The following is a 17,855-nucleotide window of genomic DNA, read 5'->3' on the forward strand; positions in this document are numbered from 1 at the left end:
GAAACCAGATGCTTAATACCTTTTTGGACCTGAAGATGGCCGCGGCGGCGCGGGCCGGTTTGATCGGCTTGGTCGGGCTGGGCCTGACGGCGTGCCAGGGCGGCAACACCGCCAACAGCGCACAACCGGCCCCGCCCGCTTTCTCGCCATACCGGTTTGCCGCCGCCGAGGTGTCCGATCCGGGCGTTATCCAGTTCAGGATCAACCCGTCGGGAGTCGGAGCCTATTACGGCTGGCAGATGCAGGTGACAAAGGCCGCGCGCAACCAGGGGTTCAAACCCTTTATCACCGAGCAGCTTTCCGCCGGGGCGAGCAAGGAATATGCGCTGTGGCCGGACCGCTATGCGGTGAATGTGTATCGCCTGGGCAAGCTGGAGTTCAGCGACTGGGTCGAGGTGGTGCCGGGCGAAATCACCGTGGTGTATGCGGATTACGGCCTGTTGTTCGACGATATCGTGATCAGCCGGGAACCCGATCCGACCCGGGCCAGCCCGGAGCTGGATACCCGCGCCTGGCGCACGCCCGTCTCGGCCAGCTATGGCCCCGAAGCGCTCTTTGCCCACAACGGCTACCGGGCCGAATATACCGGCCCGCAAAACAACGGCGACCGGGTCGGCACCGGCCGGGTCGAGATCACCCGGCACGGGCAACCCTTTGCCGAGATCACCCATGCCGAGGTGACCGGCGACAAGATCACCGGCGAGACCCAGTATGCCGATGGCCGCGAGGTGGATGGCGACTACCTGAACCACAGCCACCAGATTGAGCCGGGCAGCACCACCACCTGGCCCGACGGCACCCGCTTTACCGGCAGCTACCGGGCCTTTGAGCCGCAGCAGGGCGAATTGCGCATGGCCGACGGCAACGTCTGGCGGGGGCCGGTCAGCGAGCGCAAACCGGCCGGCCAGGGGCGCCTGATCTGGTGGCAAGGCGGCTGGATGGACATGCCCGACGGGGCGGCCTTTCCCCACCAGACCGGTACATTCAGCTGCGGCGGGGAAAGGGTACCGGCCGGCGAATGCTATTACTACGGCGGTAAAAAACTCGCCGGCGCCGAAGCGCTGGCCGCCCTGATGGAGCGCGATCGCCAACTGGCCGCCGACCGCCGGCGCGAGGCGGAGAGCGGGCCGGCCGCCGCCGCGCCGGTGGCGGAACCGGCCGGTTGCCGCGCGGCCAGCGGCACCTTCCGCGACCAAACCGGCAACTCGACCCTACGCCTGGACGGCCCCGGCCAGGGCAATGGCAGCCTGGTGAGCTACACCGAAGGCGGGGCGGCGAAATACCGCTTTGACATCGGCTTCAGCTTTACCACCACCGCCGACAGCATGTCGGTCACCTACGGCAACGGCACCTATCGCGATGCGGCCAGCGGCCAGGTACTGCAGCGCATGAGCGCCCCCTCGGGCACGGTGCCCTGCCGGTACGATGGCCGCGTGTTGGTGTTCGACGGGGTGGAGTACTACCGTTGAACCAGCCGCAACCGACGCTCAGGGCCCTGTTTAACGGCCCCCGGCGCAAATATTGAGGAGACATATGAACAAGGTCGTGATCGTTACCGGTGGCAGCCGGGGCATAGGGGCCGCCACGTCCCGGCTGCTGGCCGAGCAGGGCTACGGGGTGTGCGTCAATTATCGCAGCCGGTCGGCCGAGGCCGAGGCGCTGGTGGCCGACATCACCGCCCGGGGCGGGCGCGCCTTTGCCCACGCCGCCGATGTATCGCAGGAAGGCGAGGTCCCTGGCCTGTTCAACGCCGCCGAGCAGGTGCTGGGCCCCGTTACCCACCTGGTGAACAATGCCGGCATGCTCGCCCCCCAGGCGCGGCTGGCGGAGATGGAGCTGGCGCGTTTTGCCCGAGTGCTGAACGTGAACGTGATCGGCTGCTTTCTGTGCTGCCGAGAGGCGGCCCGGCGCATGGAAGGGGGCGGTGCCATCGTCAATGTGTCGTCGGTGGCGGCGCGCACCGGCTCGCCCAACGAATATGTCGACTATGCGGCCGCCAAGGGCGCGATAGACACCCTTACCCGGGGGCTGTCGCTGGAGCTGGCCGCCGCCGGCATCCGGGTGAACGGGGTGCGCCCGGGCTTTATCCACACCGAGATGCATGCGGACGGCGGCGAGCCGGGCCGGGTCGCGCGGCTTAGCCCGCAGATCCCGCTGCAGCGTGGCGGCCGGCCGGAAGAGGTGGCCGCCGCCATCGCCTGGCTGCTGTCCGATGCCGCCTCCTACGTGACCGGCTCCTTTATCGACATTGCCGGCGGCCGCTGAGGCCCGTTTTACCCCAACCGTTAATATCCCAAGGAGACACCATGGTTACTTGTTACCTGCGCTACATCATCGATCCCTACAAGCTGGAGGAATTCGAATACTACGGCCGGATGTGGATCCCCCTGGTCGAGAAGTTCGGCGGCCGGCATCACGGCTACTTTATGCCGTCGGAAGGGGCCAACAACGTCGCCCTGGCGCTGTTTACCTTTCCCAGCCTGGCGCTGTACGAAGAATACCGGGTTGCCTCGCTGGAGGATCCCGCCTGCCAGGCGGCGTTCAAATACGCCGAAGACACCCGCTGCATCCTCAGCTACGAGCGCAGCTTCTTCCGGCCGCTGTTCGAATAAAGAACGGGAGGCGGCCCGGTTTGGGGCGGGGGCGCTTTCGTGCTTATAATACGGCCATTTTCACCCAATTTTTCAGGCTGTTATGAAACTCACCCCGATAGACAAAACCCGTTACCGCCGCCACCTCAACCTGGTGTTTGTGGGCTGCGCCCTGGTGCTGGCGGCCCTGAGCCTGGCCATTTCCCAGTTGCTGATCCGCGTTTTTCCCAGCCCCGACGGTGGCCACTTCCACTGGAACCTGCTGGGCGTGGTGGCCGGCGCCCTTATCCTGGGGGGCGGCCTGAGCCGGTTGCGGCACCATCCCTTTCTGGCCGAGGTGGTCTACGTGTGGGAACTGAAACAGCAGCTCAACAAGATCAGCCGCAAGCTGCGCCGCATTGAAGCCGCCGCCCGCCAGGGCGACCGCAACGCCATGCTGGCGTTGCAGTTCAGCTATGCCGGCTCGCGCCAGCTGTGGCAGCTGGACGACAACACCATTGTGATGGACGAGTTGGCGGCCAAGCAGGTCGAGCTAGACCAGCTGGCCGAGCGGCACGGCCTGGTACTGAACGCGGACGACTACGACCAGCGCCTGCTCGAGCGGTTTTAACGCCGGCATGGAGCAGGCCATTGTGGGCTATCATCGGGATGAAGAAGGGCACTGGGTGGCCGAACTGCGCTGCGGCCATTTTCAGCACGTGCGCCACCAGCCGCCCTTTATCAACCGACCCTGGGTGACCACCGCCGCCGGGCGGCAGGCCATGCTGGGGATGATGCTGAACTGCAAAAAATGCGACCGGGGCGAGCCGGCGGACCGCCTTGCCCCGGACCATCCTTCGTCCGAAGAAGCCTAAAGCCCGCACCGGGCGGCATCTGCTCGCCCGGTCGCCGGCAGGCCTTGCCGGGCAGTCATTGAACAGGAAAACATCATGGGCCACCCTATTTCGCTGCATACCCAACGCCTGCACTTGCGCCAGTGGCGGCCCGAAGACAGGGCGCCCTTTGCCGCCCTGAACGCGGATCCGGAGGCGATGCGGTATTTTCCTGCCCCCCTGAGCCGGGCCCAGAGCGATGCGCTGGCCGATCGCATCGAGGGGCTGATCGCCGAACGGGGCTGGGGCTTCTGGGCGCTGGAGTGCCGGCAAAGCCGGACTTTTCTGGGCTTTACGGGCCTGCATGTGCCCGCCGCCGAGCTGCCCTGTTCGCCCTGTGTGGAAATTGGCTGGCGCCTGGCCCGGGAACACTGGGGGTGGGGCTACGCCAGCGAGGCGGCGTCTGCCTGCCTGGCGTTCGGTTTCGAGCAGTTGGGCCTTGGCGAGATAGTGTCGTTTACCGCCCTGGACAACCTGCGTTCCCGGGCGGTGATGGAGCGGCTCGGCATGGTGGCGGATGCCGCCACCTTCGAGCATCCCGCGGTGCCGCCGGGCTCGCCCCTGCGCGAGCACTGCCTTTATCGTTTGTCGGCGGCATCCTGGCTGGCCCGCTAGCCCCGCCGACACCGGCTGTCGTTATACTTGAGGGGTTGACCCGGCCCAGGCGCACCGGCCGCCAGACCCGCAAGGAGAGCAGCCATGGCAACCCTCAAGCACAAGATAGTGCCCCACCTGTGGTTCGACCGCGAGGCGCAGGAGGCGGCCGAGTTTTACACCGCCATCTTCGATGATGCCCGCATCACCAGCCGGGTGACCATCTCCGACACCCCCTCGGGCAGGGTGGAGGTGGTGAGCTTCGAGCTGCTGGGGCAGCCCTTTATGGCTATCAGCGCCGGCCCGCTGTTCAGCTTTAACGAGGCCATCTCCTTTATGGTGAAGTGCGACAGCCAGCAGGAGATAGACGACTACTGGCAGCGGCTGTGCGCCGATGGCGGCCAGGCGGTGGAATGCGGCTGGCTCAAGGACAGGTTCGGGCTGTCGTGGCAGATAGTGCCCGCCATCATGGATGAACTGCTGCAAAACGGCAGCGCGGAGCAGGTGGCGCGCCTGACCCAGGCGATGCTCGGCATGAAAAAGCTGGATATCGCCGCCCTCGAGCGCGCCTGGCTGGGGCAGGATCCGGCCGACGGCTGATCCGCCGGGCCGGTTTTAACCCGCAGCCGTGGCCGGACAGGGCCGCCGCGCTAAAAGCGCAGCCGGCAGGGCGGCGGCTCTGTCTTCGATATCCATTTGTGCAAATAATCGCCACTTGGCGCGTTTTGCATCCTCATTTCACCTTTTTGCAATTGCCAGACTCCGTCACCCCGTCCAGAATAGTCGCATATGGAAACCGTGCTGGCAGGAGATGATGGCCTGTAACATCAGGGCGGTAGCGTGTCCAGCGGGCTCAAGGTGCCCGCATAGTGCTGGCCAAGCACATGGGTGTAGATGATCCGCAGCCCACAGCCGTAAAGCAGCTGAATGATCAACGCAGTTTTACCCTGCACATGTTGAAGGACTCGTTGAATTTCCTCCCTGGTCAGAACCGTGGGTAGATAACGCTGACGCGAGGTACGAACAAAATCCAGTTCACCCAGCGGCTTATGCAAAATCTGTTGATATAGGAACACCAAAGCGCAGAGCGCTTGCTTCTGGGTGTTAACGGCAACATGGCGATCATTGGCCAACCATGACAGAAAGCTTTTGACTTCTTCCACTCCCATGTTGTCGGGATGCTGTTTGCGATGGAAAAGTATGTAGCCCTTTATCCAGTAGAGGTAGCTTTTCTCGGTACGCAGCTGTATCAGGGCAAGATCATGAAAAAACCTTATGGGACAAGGCCTTCGGGGTGTTAAAAATTTAAACACTGACAGCCATGTTGTACAGCGGAGCGCACATTTTTTGAAGAAATATCTCGATTGGGAAGGATCGCTTTGACGATCAATATCAGCTGTGATCCTATGCTGTCTTTTCAACGACAGATGATCACCATGAACGGACTCGGCCTCTTGCAGCATCTCTCCATCATCAGTGACCCACGCCAGCAATGGAAGGTGGAGCACAAGCTCTCGGACATCCTCTTTCTCACTATCGTGGCCGTGATCGGCGGCGCCGAAGGGTGGGAGGAAATCGAGGATTTCGGCGTCGATCATCTCGACTGGCTGCGCCAGTATGGCGACTTCGAGAACGGCGTGCCGGTGCACGATACCATCGCCCGGGTGATGGGCATGCTCTCGGCCACGCAGTTGCAAAAGAGCTTCGCCGCCTGGATGAAAGACTGCCATGTGGCTACTGAAGGCGAAGTGATTGCCATCGACGGTAAAACCCTGCTGCGCAGCTACGACAAGGGGCGCCGGCAAGGCGCCATCCACATGGTGTCGGCGTTCAGCGCCGCCAATCAGGTGGTGCTGGGCCAGGTTAAAACCGATGATAAATCCAATGAGATCACCGCCATTCCAGAGCTGCTGGAGTTGCTGAGTATTCGTGGCTGCTTGGTGACCATTGATGCCATGGGCTGCCAGCGGGCCATCGCCCAGAAGGTGATCAACAAGGGGGCGGACTACCTGCTGGCGGTGAAGGGCAACCAGCCCAGATTAGAGGAAGCCTTTAACAACTACTTCCGCATGGAGATGTTCCAGCGTCCCGATAATGACAGCTACAGCACGCAGGAAAGTGGCCATGGCCGCAAGGAAACCCGGCTGAGCCTGGCGGTGGACGACTTGTCCATCCTGGGAGACCTGGTGTTTGAATGGCCGGAGCTGAAAACCTTAGGGATAGTGGCGGCAGTCCGGGAAGTGGGCGGCGAACCGGCCAAGGACATCAAGGTGCGCTACTACATCAGCTCGGCCAGGCTGTCGGCCAAGGAGCTGCTGGAAGCGAGCCGTTCCCACTGGTCGATAGAATCCCAGCTGCACTGGCAACTCGATGTAGGCATGCGGGAAGACGAGTGCCGCATCCGCCGTGAGCAGGCCGGCGAGAATATGGCCACCATCCGGCATATCGCCTTCAATGCGTTGAAGGGAGACACCAGCTTCAAGGCCGGGATGAAACGCAAGCAAAAGCGGGCCAGCCGAAACAGCGCCTACCTGTCGCACGTCTTGGCAGGACTGGGGGTTTCGTAATCTTGCCCTGGCAGCTGTATTGCCGCAATCTGAGCTCTTGACGGATCTGCTCAATAAAAGGAGACTGTGCCATATGAACCTCTTTGCTGTATATATATACAGTTATAATAGACGGCAACGGCTGTTCTGGCACACCTTCACTCATCGGATCTCTCGGTTGGCAGTAGGAGTAGAGATATGATTTTTTATTATTCAATAAGTTACGAACAACTCTCAAAAACATCCGTGCCTGAAGTAGGCGGTTATCGAGAATGCGTGTTCTACACTTTCAAGAAAAACGTGATTTTGGGAAAGTTTTAGTAAAATTAGAGTGTTATCATCGCTTTTTGAACTGTGTGAATGCAGGTTATCAAGCCAGGTCAATATACAATTGTTATACGGTGGGTCACACTGAGTTACCCTCAAGAATCAATAATAGGGTCAGGAAATGCGCATCATAAATCGAAGAATATTTCCTGAAGGAAGATAAGCGTGGTAGAAAAAAATATCGGTAGTCCAAAGCTTCATGAAGTCGAGCCACGGGAGAATGTTGGAAGGGAAACCATTGCCCGCTATCAAGCCCAGTTTCGCGGAGCGGCTTTCGAGTGTTTGGCTCTATTGGAGGATGAGACGCTAGACCGTGTCTATTGTGATTACCAAGACGATTTCGTGACTCGCCTCAATGTCGAGGGGAATTATGTCTATAATTTTTTTCAGGTCAAAACCAAGGGAAAATTGAATTACCAATGGTCTGTAAACGATGTCTTGGGGGTAAGGAAAGGCGCTAAAACATGCGAGCCAGCCAAGATTGCCGATAGCTACGTTGGAAAACTCCTTATCCATACTATCAGGTTCGAGAACTCCTGTGGTAACGTCGTTTTTCTCACCAATGTGCATCTAAACGATGATTTGGAGGGGGTGCGTGATGCCATAAAGGACGATAGTGATAACAAATATTATAAATTGTTGCTTGAAAATTTTAATGAAGCTTTATGCCCAGAAGCGCCCATAGAAGATCAGGGTATTATCGAGCGTATTAAGAAGCTTCAGCTTAAGTCTAATGTTTCCTATTTAGATCCACACGGTGATAAATTTTTCTCTGAGGCAAGAGAGACCATTTATCAATACAGTGAAATAGATTTGCAGCGTTCAGAGTGTGAGGAAATCCTTAACAGTCTTATATCTCTTGTCGAGCGGAAGTCGTTTGGCAAACTATTAGAGGAAATAGGAGAAAGCGACCTCGATGATATAGCAGGCGTTAGTCTTTCCGAAATGCTCAATATTCTGAGCATCTCCAAAGCGGCATATCAGAGCTTAAAAGATAGCGGCGACTCACAAGCCATCAAGAATGCTTCTATTATTCACCGGTTGATGAGTAAGGCTGGGGCGTCAGAGCGAATGATAGAGTTCGTGTCTGACTGTAAGGTTCGATGGGATATATGGTTTAGGGACAAGCGCCATACTATTCCAGAGTTTGACCTGAATTTCATTTTAGAAGAAATAGAGAAAAATGCGGCTGAGTGGGTGAAATTAGGAGAAAGCCTTCCACTGCTTCAAAGTCGAATCAATATAGTATTGTCTGCCCTGGATACTGAAGATTTGTCTGCAACTCTTAATCGTGAACTCCTTCTAGGCGCTGTTTTTTCGTTTTTAGTTAGAGGAAATGCGTGATGGATTTCGAAGAATTCTTTCAAGAAGCGTCTAAAAAAGAAATTGTATTGCCTCTAGATCAGTTCAGTGGTTCGGTACCTCATCGGCTTAGCAATGAAGCGCTTTTTCATCTTCCCTTGCTTGCGATGACTATTCTCTTATTGTCTAAAACACGCCGTAAGCCTAAGTCAGACGAACTAGGTCAGTTGATTGGCGAGTGTTTTGAGAGAACATTTTCAGACTTTAAAGGTTCATCCCAACACTTGGGATGGTCGGCAAACCTTAGGATGCGGACAGTTAAGGCGCTAACCTTTCTTGAGACAGTAAGCCTTGTTGAGGTCGACCGCCATGATTCTCGCATTAAAGCCACCGAGTTTGGGAAAAAGGTCGTATCAAAAGCAATAGATGTACAATCAGACCTAGGTTACACGCTCCAGCTAATTGAACGAAATTATTTTGATATACAAATAGAAAAACAAATTGCAATGGATTTGGAATGAAACTTGTTAAATTAAAAATTCATCCTTCAGGGAAGACCGGTTGGGGTTCGAAGGATCTTGTGTTTGCTAGCGATATCACCCAACTATATGGACCGAACGGCGCAGGGAAAACGCCTGTCATTCATTCTATTGCCTTCGCGCTTGGGTACCCTGTAAGATACAGGGACGATATTATGGCGAAATGTTCTTCAGTCAGCCTGACTGTGGAGCATGAAGAGGAATTCTTCACTTTCGAGAGGTCATTTTCTGATAAGTTTCACATAGAAGTTTCGGAAAAAGCTTCCAAGGAAGCACGTATTTTCTACAACGAACAAGAGATTTCTGAGTACCTATTCTCGAGGCTTGGGCTATCATCGCTCGCGTTGACGACCAATAAAAATGAGCCTACTTATCCATATATCTCAACATTCCTGCCGCTCTTTTATATTGACCAAGATGCTGGTTACACGAGTGCTTACAGGCCTCCGGGTAGTTTCATAAAAGATCAATACGCTGAGATGGTCAGGTTGGGGCTTGGAATTGCTCCAAAACACTCGTTCGAGGCTAAGCGTTTTCTCATAGAAAAGAAAAGGGAGCTTGATTTAGTAAATATTCAAATCGTCAATACTGAGGAGTTCATACGCAAACTCGAAGAGCAGTCAGATATTGGTAACATTTCTGTTTCGGGGATTGAGGATGAGTTGGAGCAACTTAGAGGCGAGCTGGAAGATCTCCGTAATAGTTTTGATGCGACGAACGATGCCGATTATGTGCTACAAAGACTGATTCGCGAGAAGCAGAATGAACGGCTTAATCTTGCGGCTTCGATCAAGAACCTAGAAAGCCGGATATCAGGGTTCAATAAGATAAAGAAAGAAATAGAGATCGAAATTAATACCTTGTCTCTTAACGAAGAGTCTAGACGGCTGTTCAGTTCTTTTAAGGAAATTTGTGCAGCGCCAGGTTGTGGTCTTTTTACATCAAGTTCCGATTCGTACGGAAAAAATTTACTTTATCTTCGAGATCAAATAAAAGACTTAGACAGAAACACAAAATTTCAAGAAATAAGGTTGGATGAATATATATCGAGATTAAGAAAGCTCGATGATGAAATTACCTCCCTCGAATCCAATTTAACGAAAGAAGAGGAGAATTCCCAAACAACGTCTTTGATAGCTGCAATAAGTGCATTAACACGATCAATTATTGATCGCCAAGGCAAAAAAGACGTATTGGAACGGATCGAATCCGAGAAACATGGTTACGTTCAACTATTGAATAAGCGTAAAGGCCTTCAGGGCGATATATCTTCTTTTGAAGGCGGAGCGGGTTCGGGTGATATCAGGATTCTTGAATTCAGAAATTCTTATCGTAAGAAGATTGTCGAATGGCTTGATGTTCTCAGTACTAAGAACGTTTCGAGGGACATTGCTGTCGATTCTGATTTTAATGTTTTGTTTGGGGCGGAAAAATTATCCCAGTTCAGTGGTAGTACACTTTTGCGAACAGTCCTTGCTCTCAGGGCTGCCTTCTTTGAACTGTTCATTTCCATGGGACGCACTTCCATAGAGTTCCTGATATTTGATACGCCACGGCAGCATGATATTGAAACTAAAGATTTTGCAGCATTTATCACCAAGTTAAAAAGCATCTGCAAAGGTAATCGAGCGCAGATCGTCTTCTCTACCACAGAGTACCACTACAATGCAGCAGAAGGGGACATAGAGTGGAAACCGGAATTTTCTGGCTTTGAACAGCCAATGTACTTAGGTGTAATTGATAATAATCAAACACCTAGCTAGACTCTGTGAATGTAAAATATGACGTTTTTCAGGCGGGAATGCCATAAAAAGTTGAATAAATTTTATGCCGCTTTTTACAGGATGTAGGAATAGTATTGATGGCGCAGATTGCGTATAACCAACGCAAGCACACGGAACAATTTTACGCTTCGCTTCAAATTGTCCGGTGTTGCGGGCGTTAGCCGGCCATTTAAGTATTGATGAAGGATATAGATAGTGATCAAGGATTTACATTTTGATTTTGTAGGATTTCATGGGTCAGATGGGTATTGCCATTTGAGAATTGCGCAAAAAACGCCCAATTCGAAAATGGTTGTAGTATGTTCACAGTATAAGAATTATTACGGTACTTCCCCGACAAATGCTGTGGAGTTAATTGCAAAGAAATTCTTCTATGATGTGGTTCATGGCAAAATAAAAGATGTTTCACTACCAATAGAACCGACATATGAGAGATGGCACGATGATGCTTCACGTATAGATAAGCTTCTTGTCGGACTAAGTCCCCAAAAATATAAAAATAGATTTAAGAATACGTATCTAGATATTTCTAAAATCTTCAACGAAATAATTTGGATAGAAAGATATCCTGCTGGTACGGGGTTTTGGGATGATAAAGACGATCTAAGTCTTGTAAGTATGGGTGAACATGAAGACCCTACTTGGCATGGCAGGCCAACTGAGAGCTTTATAAAGGAAAAAACTGGTTTTGACTTTTCCGATCTCTTCGCAGATCCTGATGCAATAGATTTAAAAGAAGTTCAAAAGAACCTTGCAATAAACGACGATGCTCGAAACATAGCTCTAAATCTTGTAAATCGTCCTGTTCGCTGGACTCAAGATATTTTAAATGTATTACCATCAAAAATAAACGTAACCAAATTTTCCACTGGGCGAGAAAGTGATGAGAGCCTGTGGGAGTTACAGATTCAAGGCCTAATCGAGGAAATATTTAGTATATCTTTTCCTGCTAAAGACTTATTTAAAAGTGAATACAAAGTCTCAAAGCTTCTTGGCATTCATAAGTCGGGAAGTGAAAAGAAATGTGACTTAGTTGTCTTCGAGCCAGAATCCAACAATCCACGAGTCATGATTGAGATCAAAAGAGCTAGTAGGTCGGTCGATTATCAATCAAAAAAAATACTCCAAGATATTGCTAAGCTGCTAATTTACTCAAAGGTCTTAAAATCTGACGCTTATCTGTTAATTTGCGGTCACGCTGAAGAGTTAGAAAAAGTTGTATCCGAAGTCACAGACATTCTATCACTCGATAATAGCTATGAAAATTCGAGCTTAAAAGATAAGTATAAATCAATTGATGAAATAGAGTTTAGTGAAGAGTATAGCGATCTTCTATCTGGGTTTGGAATACATTCATTACATACAAGGCTTGTTGGAATTAGTGAAGATAATGCAGTTTGTTTATGGCAGGTCTCACACCTAAAGGAAAATATCATGAATAATAAAGCTTATCTCTACAGATTGATGAATCCTTCTAATAACGCAGATGATATTTAATTGGGCTTGGCTAACAAGCTGCTGCACACGGAAAAATTACTCGCTACGCTCCTAGTTTTCCGGTGAGCAGGGCGTTAGGCTTCCGAGTTACCCACGAACAGTAGGTTTGCTGAGATGATAATTGATTTTCTTGTTAAAGAGAGCTAGAAAATTCTTCAAGCGGAGCATGGCAACGCGTGGTGGCTTTCATTCTAATCAGTATTTATGATTACGGCTGTTATGTTTTAGTTCAGTGGTCTTCGTTGTCTGTTATTTAAGAGGGCGCTAAGTATTTGGAGACATCATGAGAGCCATTCTGTTGATTGTTTGCACCACTTTGTTAAGTGGCTGCTTGGGTATGCCCGAATCAGTAAAGCCTGTGTCGGGGTTTGAACTGAATAATTATTTGGGTAAATGGTATGAAGTGGCTCGGCTTGACCACTCGTTCGAAAGAGGCTTAAGTCAGGTTACTGCAGAATATAGTACTCGGAATGATGGTGGTGTTTCGGTTCTTAATCGTGGTTATTCCGAAGAGAAAAATGAGTGGAAAGAGGCGGAAGGCAGAGCCTACTTTGTTAACAGTCCAACGGACGGTTATCTCAAAGTTTCATTTTTTGGTCCGTTTTATGGCTCTTACGTGGTGTTTGAGTTAGATCGTGAAAATTACAGTTATGCCTTTGTGTCAGGGCCGAATACAGACTATTTATGGCTGCTTTCACGGACACCATCCGTCGCGCCAGAAGTCATGGAAAAGTTTATTCGAATGTCGAGAGAGCGGGGCTTTGATACAGAACGACTCATTTACGTTCAGCAGCAATAAATACCTAGCAAAGGCTTAAAGTAGGACGTTGAACCCAGGCGCCGGACTACACCGCCACCCCACACCCCTTGGAGCCAGAGATGACCGCATATGCTATTGCCGTGATACGCGAAACCCGGTTTGGCCCGGAGATAAAGGAGTACCTGCAGCGCATAGACGCGACGCTGGCGCCCTTCTCCGGCAAGTACCTCGTTCACGGCGGGCCCTATGTGCCACTGGAGGGAGTCTGGTCCGGTGATCTGGTCATCATCGAATTTCCCTCAATGGAGCAAGCCAGGGGCTGGTACGAGTCCGATGCCTATGGGGCGATTCGCCCGCTTCGTACCCGGCATACCCTGGGCGAGGTGCTGTTGGTCCAGGGCGTGCCAGAAGGCCATAAAGGGGCGGATATCCTCGGCTAACCGCAGGGCTGGTCCGCTCCCGGGTGTCGGCCAGCGGCGTGGTGATGAGCACCTATGTGCCTGCTGGCGATATCCGGCCCGGCACGTTCGTCGCTACCGAGCCGAGCGACAAGGAGCTGGCGCGGCGCGGCAGGATGGCGAAGGGAAGCTGGTGATGGGCCAAAACAAACCGGAGGCAAAGCATTGAAGGACGCAAAAACATTTTGGGATAAAAGCGCGCCCCGTTACGCCAAGAGCCGGATCCGGGACGAGCAGGCCTACCAAAAGAAGCTGGCGATCACCCAGGGATATTTCCGGCCGGACTGGTCGGTGCTGGAGTTCGGCTGCGGCACCGGCGGCACCGCCATTATCCATGCGCCCCACGTCGGGCATATCCTCGCGACCGATATTTCGGACACCATGCTGGACATCGCCGGGCAGAGGGCGAGGGAAGCCGGGGTGGACAATATCAGCTTTCAACAGGGCACCCTGGAAAGCCTCGAACTGGCCGCGGCAAGCTTCGACGCCGTCCTGGGGCTCAACGTGTTGCACCTGCTCGACGATCTGGACGCGGCCCTGGCCAGGGTGCACCGGCTGTTGAAACCGGGCGGCATTTTCGTTTCCAGCACCGCGTTGGTCGGTGACATCGCGGTCTTCTGGCGGTTATTGATACCCCTGATGCAGCGCCTGGGCCTGGCCCCCTACGTAAACCGCCTGGGCCGGCAGCAGCTGGTGGCCGGGCTGACCAAGGCCGGTTTTCGCATCGAGCACCAGTGGCAGCCGGGCAGGGGGTCGGTGTTTATCGTGGCCAGCAAGGGCCCGGCAGGGCTTCACTCCGGGTAAAACAGCCGCATGGCCCAGGCCGCGGCGTACAGGCCGAGCCCGAAGATCGCGTGGGTGATCAGGCTCTGCAGGCGGGCGGCGCCGGGGTGCGGTGTGCGGGAGGCGGCAACGCCCAGCCCCATGCAGGGTTGCATCAGCAGGAACGGGGCCGCCAGGGTGCCGATGCCCACGATAAGCGCGGGGCCCAGGGTGGGCTGCTGCAGCCAGGCCGGCCCCCAGATGCCGGTCAGCACCGCCGCAAAGCCGATGCCGGTGAGGTAGTGAACCGCCCAGCCCAGCGGCTGTTCGCCCGGCACCGGCGCCGCTTGCGCGATGGCGTCGTGGCGAAAGCGGCCCCGCGCCATATGGGCGACCCAGCGCCCCACCATCCCGTAGTTGGCGGGCGGCACGCCGAACAGCGGCCGGCGCAGCAGCCCCCACAAATCCATGACCATGGTGGCGCCAATGCCGATGCACAGGGTGAAGAAAAGATGAGTCATAAGAGTCTCCTGGTGTTTGTAGTGATGATGGTGGTAGCGTACAACTTGAAGTCGACTTGAGGTCAAGGGGGGCTGATGGACATTTCCGAGGTGGCGCGGCGTGCCGGCGTTCCGGCGTCCACGCTGCGCTTCTACGAGCAAAAGGGGCTGATTGTGTCCTCCGGCCGGCGGGGCTTGCGCCGCCAGTTCGCGCCCGGGGTGCTGGAGCAGCTGGCCCTGATCGCGCTGGGGCGCTCGGTGGGGTTTTCTCTGGACGAGATAGCCCTGATGTTCGGTGCCGACGGCCAGCCCCGGATCGACCGGCAGTTGCTGGCGAACAAGGCGGAGGAGCTGGACCAGGCCATCCGCCGGTTAACTGCCATGCGCGACGGGCTGCGCCACGCGGCCGCCTGCCCGGCGCCGAGTCATATGGAATGCCCCAGCTTCCGCCGCCTGCTGGGGCTGGCCGCCGAACGGCGGCGACTGACCAAAATTCAATATTGATAACAACACAACACGGAGAATAAAGATGGAAAAATTCCTCAATGCGTGGCGTCCCCGGGTGCTGAGCGTGGTGCGGGCGGTGTCCGCCTTCCTGTTCATGCAGCACGGCGGGCAGAAACTGTTCGGCTTTCCCGCCGCCCAGCGGGGCGAGTTTGATCTGTTCTCGCTTTCCGGCGTGGCCGGGGTGCTGGAGCTGTTCGGCGGCGCCCTGCTGCTGGTGGGCCTGTTCACCCGGCCGGTGGCCTTCGTGCTCTCGGGGCTGATGGCCTTCGCCTACTTTATCGCCCACGCCCCGCGGGATTTCTGGCCGCTGAACAACGGCGGCGAGCTGGCCATTATGTTCTGCTTCACCTTCTTCTACTTTGTGTTCGCCGGTGGCGGCAGCTGGAGCCTGGACTGCCTGCGCGGCCGGCGCTGAGCCGGGCCCGACCCTGCAGCGGCGCCCCGGGGCGCCGTTTTATTTTCTGCGGCGGGCATCCGTGCTATAGATGGCCTCCCATTGGTTGATCCCCCTATTGCGCAAACAGCATGAACATCAGAGCAGCAACCCAAGACGACTTCGAGCAGATCTGGCCCATCTTCCGCGACATCGCCGCCGCCGGCGACACCTATGCCTACCCGCGGGATATTAACCGCGAGCAGGCCCGCCAGCTGTGGCTGGAGCTGCCGCGCCAGACCTTTGTGGCCGAGGAGGAAGGCCACATCCTCGGCACCTACTACATCAAAACTAACCAGGCCGGGCCCGGCAGCCACGTGTGCAACTGCGGCTACATGGTGTCGGCGGCGGCGCGCGGGCGGGGCCTGGCCAGCGCCATGTGCGAACATTCCCAGCAGGTGGCGCTGGCGCTCGGCTACCGGGCCATGCAGTTCAACTTTGTGGCCTCGACCAACGAGGGCGCGGTGCGGCTGTGGACCAGGCTCGGCTTCGCCACCGTGGGCCGGCTGCCGGGGGCCTTCCATCATCCCCGCCTGGGCGATGTGGACGCCTTGGTGATGTACAAATGGCTGGCGGATAAGGCCTGAGGAGCGGTTGTGCCGTGCGCCGCCGTCCTGCTGCTGGGCTGGGTGTGGCTTTATCCGGCCCCGGCCTGATCCATTGGCTACACTGGGAGCGGGACCCTGACGGGAGAATGCCGTGTCGCCGCTGCTTGCCGATGCCCTTGTTGCCTTTTCCGCCCACGGCGCCGCGCTGAACATGGTGCTGCTGGGGGGGATACTGTCGTTGAGCATTGCCGCCGATGTGTTGGCGGCGCGCACCGCGCTGCCCCGGGTGTCGCTGCTGGTGCTGCTTGGCGTGCTGATCGCCGTGGTGCAGCAGCTGTGGCTGCCCCGGCCCGCCGCCCTGCTGGATGAGCTGGCCCGGCCGCTGATCGAGCTGGCGCTGGTGATGGTGGCCTTTCTGCTCGGCAGCGAGCTGACCCTGGCGCGGCTGCGCCGTACCGGCTGGCTGATCACCGTGATTTCACTGGCGGTGGTGCTGTGCAGCGTGGTGGTAGTGGGGGCGGGATTGTGGTTGCTGGGGGTGCCGCTGGTGGTGGCCATCGCCCTGGCGGCCATTTCGGTGGCGACGGATCCGGCGGCGGTGCGCGACACCGTGCGCGGCAGCAACGACACCCGGCTGGCGGCGCGGGTGCTGCTCGGCATTGTCGCCATCGACGACGGCTGGGGCATACTGGTGTTCGGCCTGGCCATGGCGCTGCTCGGCTGGCTGCTGGCGGGCGATGGCAACCTGGCCCTGTGGCGGGCGCTGTGGGAACTGGGCGGGGCCCTGCTGCTGGGCGGACTCATCGGCTTTCCCGCCGCCTGGCTCACCGGCCGGCTGGCGCCGGGCGAGCCGACCCAGGTGGAAGCGGTGGCCCTTATCCTGCTGCTGGCCGGCTGTTCGGCCTGGCTCGGGGTGTCGCCCCTGCTGGCGGCCATGACCGCCGGCACCCTCATCGCCAACTTCTCGCCGCATCATACCCGCTCGTTCCGTGCCATCGAGCATATCGAGTGGCCCTTTCTGGTGTTCTTTTTCGTGCTGTCGGGGATGATCATCGATCTCCGCCAGCTGGACGACGCCCTGGGCCTGGCTCTGGCCTATGTGCTGCTGCGGCTGTTCGGCCGTTGGCTGGGGGGGTGGCTCGGCATTCGCCTGGCGTCGCCGGCCCGCCGGGCGCGGCTGCCGCCCCATATCGGTCTGGCTCTCACGCCCCAGGCGGGCATGGCCATCGGCATGGCGCTGCTGGCGGCGGAGCAGTTCCCCGAATACGGCGCCCGCCTGCTGCCGGTGGTGGTCTGCTCCACCATAGTGTTTGAATTGCTCGGCCCCCTGCTGGTAAAGAAGGTGCTGCGCTGAGCCGGGCCGGCGCCACGGCAGCCATTATACTTAGGGTGTTCCTTCATTTACCCGGAGTACCCCTCATGGCCAGTTCTTCATTGGGATTGCAGCAGGTCAAGGTGATCGCCCTGGCCGTGTCCGACAAGGCGAGGGCAGAGCGCTTCTACGCTGAGGTGCTCGGGCTGGCGCCGGCCACCGAGGGTGGCGAGGCGGTGGGCTTCCAGCTGGGGGAGGTGACCCTGCTGCTCAAGGACGACTGGTACGGCCGGCCCACGGCCGAGCCCAATCCGCGCCTCACCCTGGCCTGCGATCACGCCCCGGATACCGAGGCCCGGCTGCGGGAGCGGGGCGTGACCATCGCCGATCCGGTGGCGCTGTACGACGATCTCTTTCACATCGGCAGCTTCCTGGACAGCGAAGGCAACAAGCTGTGGTTCTGCTCGCCGCGCTCGTCCTGACAGCCTCTTTACCATCCGCGCTGCGCCGCCGGCGGCCTCCG

22 protein-coding genes are annotated in these 17,855 nt (G+C 56.4%); 20 read left to right on the forward strand and 2 right to left on the reverse strand.

The features are described 5' to 3' along the window. Positions 1 to 8 precede the first annotated feature (8 nt). The 7 genes from AN401_RS08390 (at position 9) to AN401_RS08420 (ending at position 4,657) form a co-directional block, all read left to right on the forward strand. Positions 9 to 1,469 (forward strand): MORN repeat-containing protein, encoded by a 1,461-nt coding sequence (locus AN401_RS08390; protein ID WP_096779065.1) that lies wholly within the window; start codon positions 9 to 11, stop codon positions 1,467 to 1,469. Positions 1,470 to 1,533: 64 nt separating this feature from the next. Further along, entirely contained in the window at positions 1,534 to 2,265 is a 732-nt protein-coding gene (locus AN401_RS08395) for an SDR family oxidoreductase (RefSeq protein ID WP_096779066.1), read from the forward strand. A 41-nt stretch (positions 2,266 to 2,306) separates the two neighbouring features. Beyond that, positions 2,307 to 2,612, forward strand: a complete 306-nt coding sequence (locus AN401_RS08400; RefSeq protein WP_094039647.1) for an NIPSNAP family protein — start codon at positions 2,307 to 2,309, stop codon at positions 2,610 to 2,612. 82 nt (positions 2,613 to 2,694) lie between these two features. Next, the gene (locus AN401_RS08405; RefSeq protein ID WP_096779067.1) at positions 2,695 to 3,201 is read left to right on the forward strand and encodes a DUF3087 domain-containing protein; all 507 of its coding nucleotides are present in this window, start codon (positions 2,695 to 2,697) and stop codon (positions 3,199 to 3,201) included. Positions 3,202 to 3,208: 7 nt separating this feature from the next. After that, on the forward strand, positions 3,209 to 3,445 hold the full coding sequence (locus AN401_RS08410; RefSeq protein ID WP_096779068.1) for a DUF3565 domain-containing protein: 237 nt from the start codon (positions 3,209 to 3,211) through the stop codon (positions 3,443 to 3,445). A 75-nt stretch (positions 3,446 to 3,520) separates the two neighbouring features. Then, positions 3,521 to 4,078, forward strand: a complete 558-nt coding sequence (locus AN401_RS08415; protein WP_096779069.1) for a GNAT family N-acetyltransferase — start codon at positions 3,521 to 3,523, stop codon at positions 4,076 to 4,078. An 84-nt stretch (positions 4,079 to 4,162) separates the two neighbouring features. Beyond that, positions 4,163 to 4,657, forward strand: a complete 495-nt coding sequence (locus AN401_RS08420; RefSeq protein WP_096779070.1) for a VOC family protein — start codon at positions 4,163 to 4,165, stop codon at positions 4,655 to 4,657. A 227-nt stretch (positions 4,658 to 4,884) separates the two neighbouring features. Here the strand turns inward: AN401_RS08420 and AN401_RS08425 are convergent, their stop codons facing one another. Continuing rightward, on the reverse strand, positions 4,885 to 5,520 hold the full coding sequence (locus AN401_RS08425; protein ID WP_096779071.1) for a phage integrase N-terminal SAM-like domain-containing protein: 636 nt from the start codon (positions 5,518 to 5,520) through the stop codon (positions 4,885 to 4,887). On the opposite strand from AN401_RS08425, the gene AN401_RS08430 reads away from it, so the two are divergent. From AN401_RS08430 to AN401_RS08470, 8 genes are all read left to right on the forward strand, one after another. Then, entirely contained in the window at positions 5,494 to 6,624 is a 1,131-nt protein-coding gene (locus AN401_RS08430) for an ISAs1 family transposase (RefSeq protein ID WP_096779072.1), read from the forward strand. The genes AN401_RS08425 and AN401_RS08430 overlap by 27 nt on opposite strands. A gap of 471 nt (positions 6,625 to 7,095) precedes the next feature. Then, positions 7,096 to 8,274: a dsDNA nuclease domain-containing protein gene (locus tag AN401_RS08435; RefSeq protein ID WP_157772207.1), complete on the forward strand. Its 1,179-nt coding sequence runs from the start codon at positions 7,096 to 7,098 to the stop codon at positions 8,272 to 8,274. Beyond that, complete coding sequence (locus tag AN401_RS08440; RefSeq protein ID WP_096779074.1) at positions 8,274 to 8,753, forward strand: hypothetical protein; 480 nt, start codon at positions 8,274 to 8,276, stop codon at positions 8,751 to 8,753. The genes AN401_RS08435 and AN401_RS08440 overlap by 1 nt, the downstream gene beginning before the upstream one ends. After that, positions 8,750 to 10,534, forward strand: coding sequence for a coiled-coil domain-containing protein (locus AN401_RS08445; RefSeq protein ID WP_096779075.1), 1,785 nt, complete (start codon positions 8,750 to 8,752; stop codon positions 10,532 to 10,534). Before AN401_RS08440 ends, AN401_RS08445 begins: the two co-directional genes overlap by 4 nt. 216 nt (positions 10,535 to 10,750) lie before the next feature. After that, the gene (locus AN401_RS19985) at positions 10,751 to 12,052 is read left to right on the forward strand and encodes a hypothetical protein (RefSeq protein ID WP_198401851.1); all 1,302 of its coding nucleotides are present in this window, start codon (positions 10,751 to 10,753) and stop codon (positions 12,050 to 12,052) included. Positions 12,053 to 12,335: 283 nt separating this feature from the next. Further along, positions 12,336 to 12,851, forward strand: a complete 516-nt coding sequence (locus tag AN401_RS08455; RefSeq protein WP_096779076.1) for a lipocalin family protein — start codon at positions 12,336 to 12,338, stop codon at positions 12,849 to 12,851. Positions 12,852 to 12,931: 80 nt separating this feature from the next. Next, positions 12,932 to 13,252 carry a DUF1330 domain-containing protein gene (locus tag AN401_RS08460; protein WP_096779077.1) on the forward strand — a complete coding sequence of 107 codons (321 nt, stop codon included), beginning with the start codon at positions 12,932 to 12,934 and terminating at the stop codon, positions 13,250 to 13,252. A 183-nt stretch (positions 13,253 to 13,435) separates the two neighbouring features. After that, on the forward strand, positions 13,436 to 14,074 hold the full coding sequence (locus AN401_RS08470; protein WP_096779078.1) for a class I SAM-dependent methyltransferase: 639 nt from the start codon (positions 13,436 to 13,438) through the stop codon (positions 14,072 to 14,074). Here the strand turns inward: AN401_RS08470 and AN401_RS08475 are convergent. Next, entirely contained in the window at positions 14,062 to 14,553 is a 492-nt protein-coding gene (locus AN401_RS08475; protein ID WP_096779079.1) for a DUF2938 domain-containing protein, read from the reverse strand. The genes AN401_RS08470 and AN401_RS08475 overlap by 13 nt on opposite strands. 75 nt (positions 14,554 to 14,628) lie before the next feature. Between AN401_RS08475 and AN401_RS08480 the strand changes: the two genes are divergently transcribed. The 5 genes from AN401_RS08480 to AN401_RS08500 all read left to right on the forward strand — a co-directional run bounded on the left by AN401_RS08480 (position 14,629) and on the right by AN401_RS08500 (position 17,814). After that, positions 14,629 to 15,036, forward strand: coding sequence for a helix-turn-helix domain-containing protein (locus tag AN401_RS08480; RefSeq protein WP_096779080.1), 408 nt, complete (start codon positions 14,629 to 14,631; stop codon positions 15,034 to 15,036). A gap of 25 nt (positions 15,037 to 15,061) precedes the next feature. After that, a complete protein-coding gene (locus AN401_RS08485) occupies positions 15,062 to 15,454 on the forward strand; it encodes a DoxX family protein (RefSeq protein ID WP_094039638.1) in 393 nt (130 codons plus the stop codon). Between the two features lie 110 nt (positions 15,455 to 15,564). Beyond that, a complete protein-coding gene (locus AN401_RS08490; protein ID WP_096779081.1) occupies positions 15,565 to 16,059 on the forward strand; it encodes a GNAT family N-acetyltransferase in 495 nt (164 codons plus the stop codon). A gap of 112 nt (positions 16,060 to 16,171) precedes the next feature. Further along, positions 16,172 to 17,374: a cation:proton antiporter gene (locus AN401_RS08495; protein WP_232513410.1), complete on the forward strand. Its 1,203-nt coding sequence runs from the start codon at positions 16,172 to 16,174 to the stop codon at positions 17,372 to 17,374. A gap of 65 nt (positions 17,375 to 17,439) precedes the next feature. Continuing rightward, the gene (locus tag AN401_RS08500) at positions 17,440 to 17,814 is read left to right on the forward strand and encodes a VOC family protein (RefSeq protein ID WP_096779082.1); all 375 of its coding nucleotides are present in this window, start codon (positions 17,440 to 17,442) and stop codon (positions 17,812 to 17,814) included. The last annotated feature ends 41 nt before the right edge of the window (positions 17,815 to 17,855 follow it).

This window comes from Zobellella denitrificans, assembly GCF_002407485.1.
Lineage (GTDB): Bacteria > Pseudomonadota > Gammaproteobacteria > Enterobacterales > Aeromonadaceae > Oceanimonas > Oceanimonas denitrificans.

What these genes read in the sequence shown, in the direction of transcription:
- AN401_RS08400 (WP_094039647.1), top strand. Translation starts at nt 2,307, where the DNA reads ATGGTTACTTGTTACCTGCGCTACATCATCGATCCCTACAAGCTGGAG.
- AN401_RS08445 (WP_096779075.1), top strand. Translation starts at nt 8,750, where the DNA reads ATGAAACTTGTTAAATTAAAAATTCATCCTTCAGGGAAGACCGGTTGG.
- AN401_RS08425 (WP_096779071.1), bottom strand. Translation starts at nt 5,520, where the DNA reads ATGCTGCAAGAGGCCGAGTCCGTTCATGGTGATCATCTGTCGTTGAAA.
- AN401_RS08390 (WP_096779065.1), top strand. Translation starts at nt 9, where the DNA reads ATGCTTAATACCTTTTTGGACCTGAAGATGGCCGCGGCGGCGCGGGCC.
- AN401_RS08455 (WP_096779076.1), top strand. Translation starts at nt 12,336, where the DNA reads ATGAGAGCCATTCTGTTGATTGTTTGCACCACTTTGTTAAGTGGCTGC.
- AN401_RS08420 (WP_096779070.1), top strand. Translation starts at nt 4,163, where the DNA reads ATGGCAACCCTCAAGCACAAGATAGTGCCCCACCTGTGGTTCGACCGC.
- AN401_RS08490 (WP_096779081.1), top strand. Translation starts at nt 15,565, where the DNA reads ATGAACATCAGAGCAGCAACCCAAGACGACTTCGAGCAGATCTGGCCC.
- AN401_RS08405 (WP_096779067.1), top strand. Translation starts at nt 2,695, where the DNA reads ATGAAACTCACCCCGATAGACAAAACCCGTTACCGCCGCCACCTCAAC.
- AN401_RS08480 (WP_096779080.1), top strand. Translation starts at nt 14,629, where the DNA reads ATGGACATTTCCGAGGTGGCGCGGCGTGCCGGCGTTCCGGCGTCCACG.
- AN401_RS08440 (WP_096779074.1), top strand. Translation starts at nt 8,274, where the DNA reads ATGGATTTCGAAGAATTCTTTCAAGAAGCGTCTAAAAAAGAAATTGTA.
- AN401_RS08430 (WP_096779072.1), top strand. Translation starts at nt 5,494, where the DNA reads ATGAACGGACTCGGCCTCTTGCAGCATCTCTCCATCATCAGTGACCCA.
- AN401_RS08460 (WP_096779077.1), top strand. Translation starts at nt 12,932, where the DNA reads ATGACCGCATATGCTATTGCCGTGATACGCGAAACCCGGTTTGGCCCG.
- AN401_RS08500 (WP_096779082.1), top strand. Translation starts at nt 17,440, where the DNA reads ATGGCCAGTTCTTCATTGGGATTGCAGCAGGTCAAGGTGATCGCCCTG.
- AN401_RS08410 (WP_096779068.1), top strand. Translation starts at nt 3,209, where the DNA reads ATGGAGCAGGCCATTGTGGGCTATCATCGGGATGAAGAAGGGCACTGG.
- AN401_RS08395 (WP_096779066.1), top strand. Translation starts at nt 1,534, where the DNA reads ATGAACAAGGTCGTGATCGTTACCGGTGGCAGCCGGGGCATAGGGGCC.
- AN401_RS08475 (WP_096779079.1), bottom strand. Translation starts at nt 14,553, where the DNA reads ATGACTCATCTTTTCTTCACCCTGTGCATCGGCATTGGCGCCACCATG.
- AN401_RS08485 (WP_094039638.1), top strand. Translation starts at nt 15,062, where the DNA reads ATGGAAAAATTCCTCAATGCGTGGCGTCCCCGGGTGCTGAGCGTGGTG.
- AN401_RS08415 (WP_096779069.1), top strand. Translation starts at nt 3,521, where the DNA reads ATGGGCCACCCTATTTCGCTGCATACCCAACGCCTGCACTTGCGCCAG.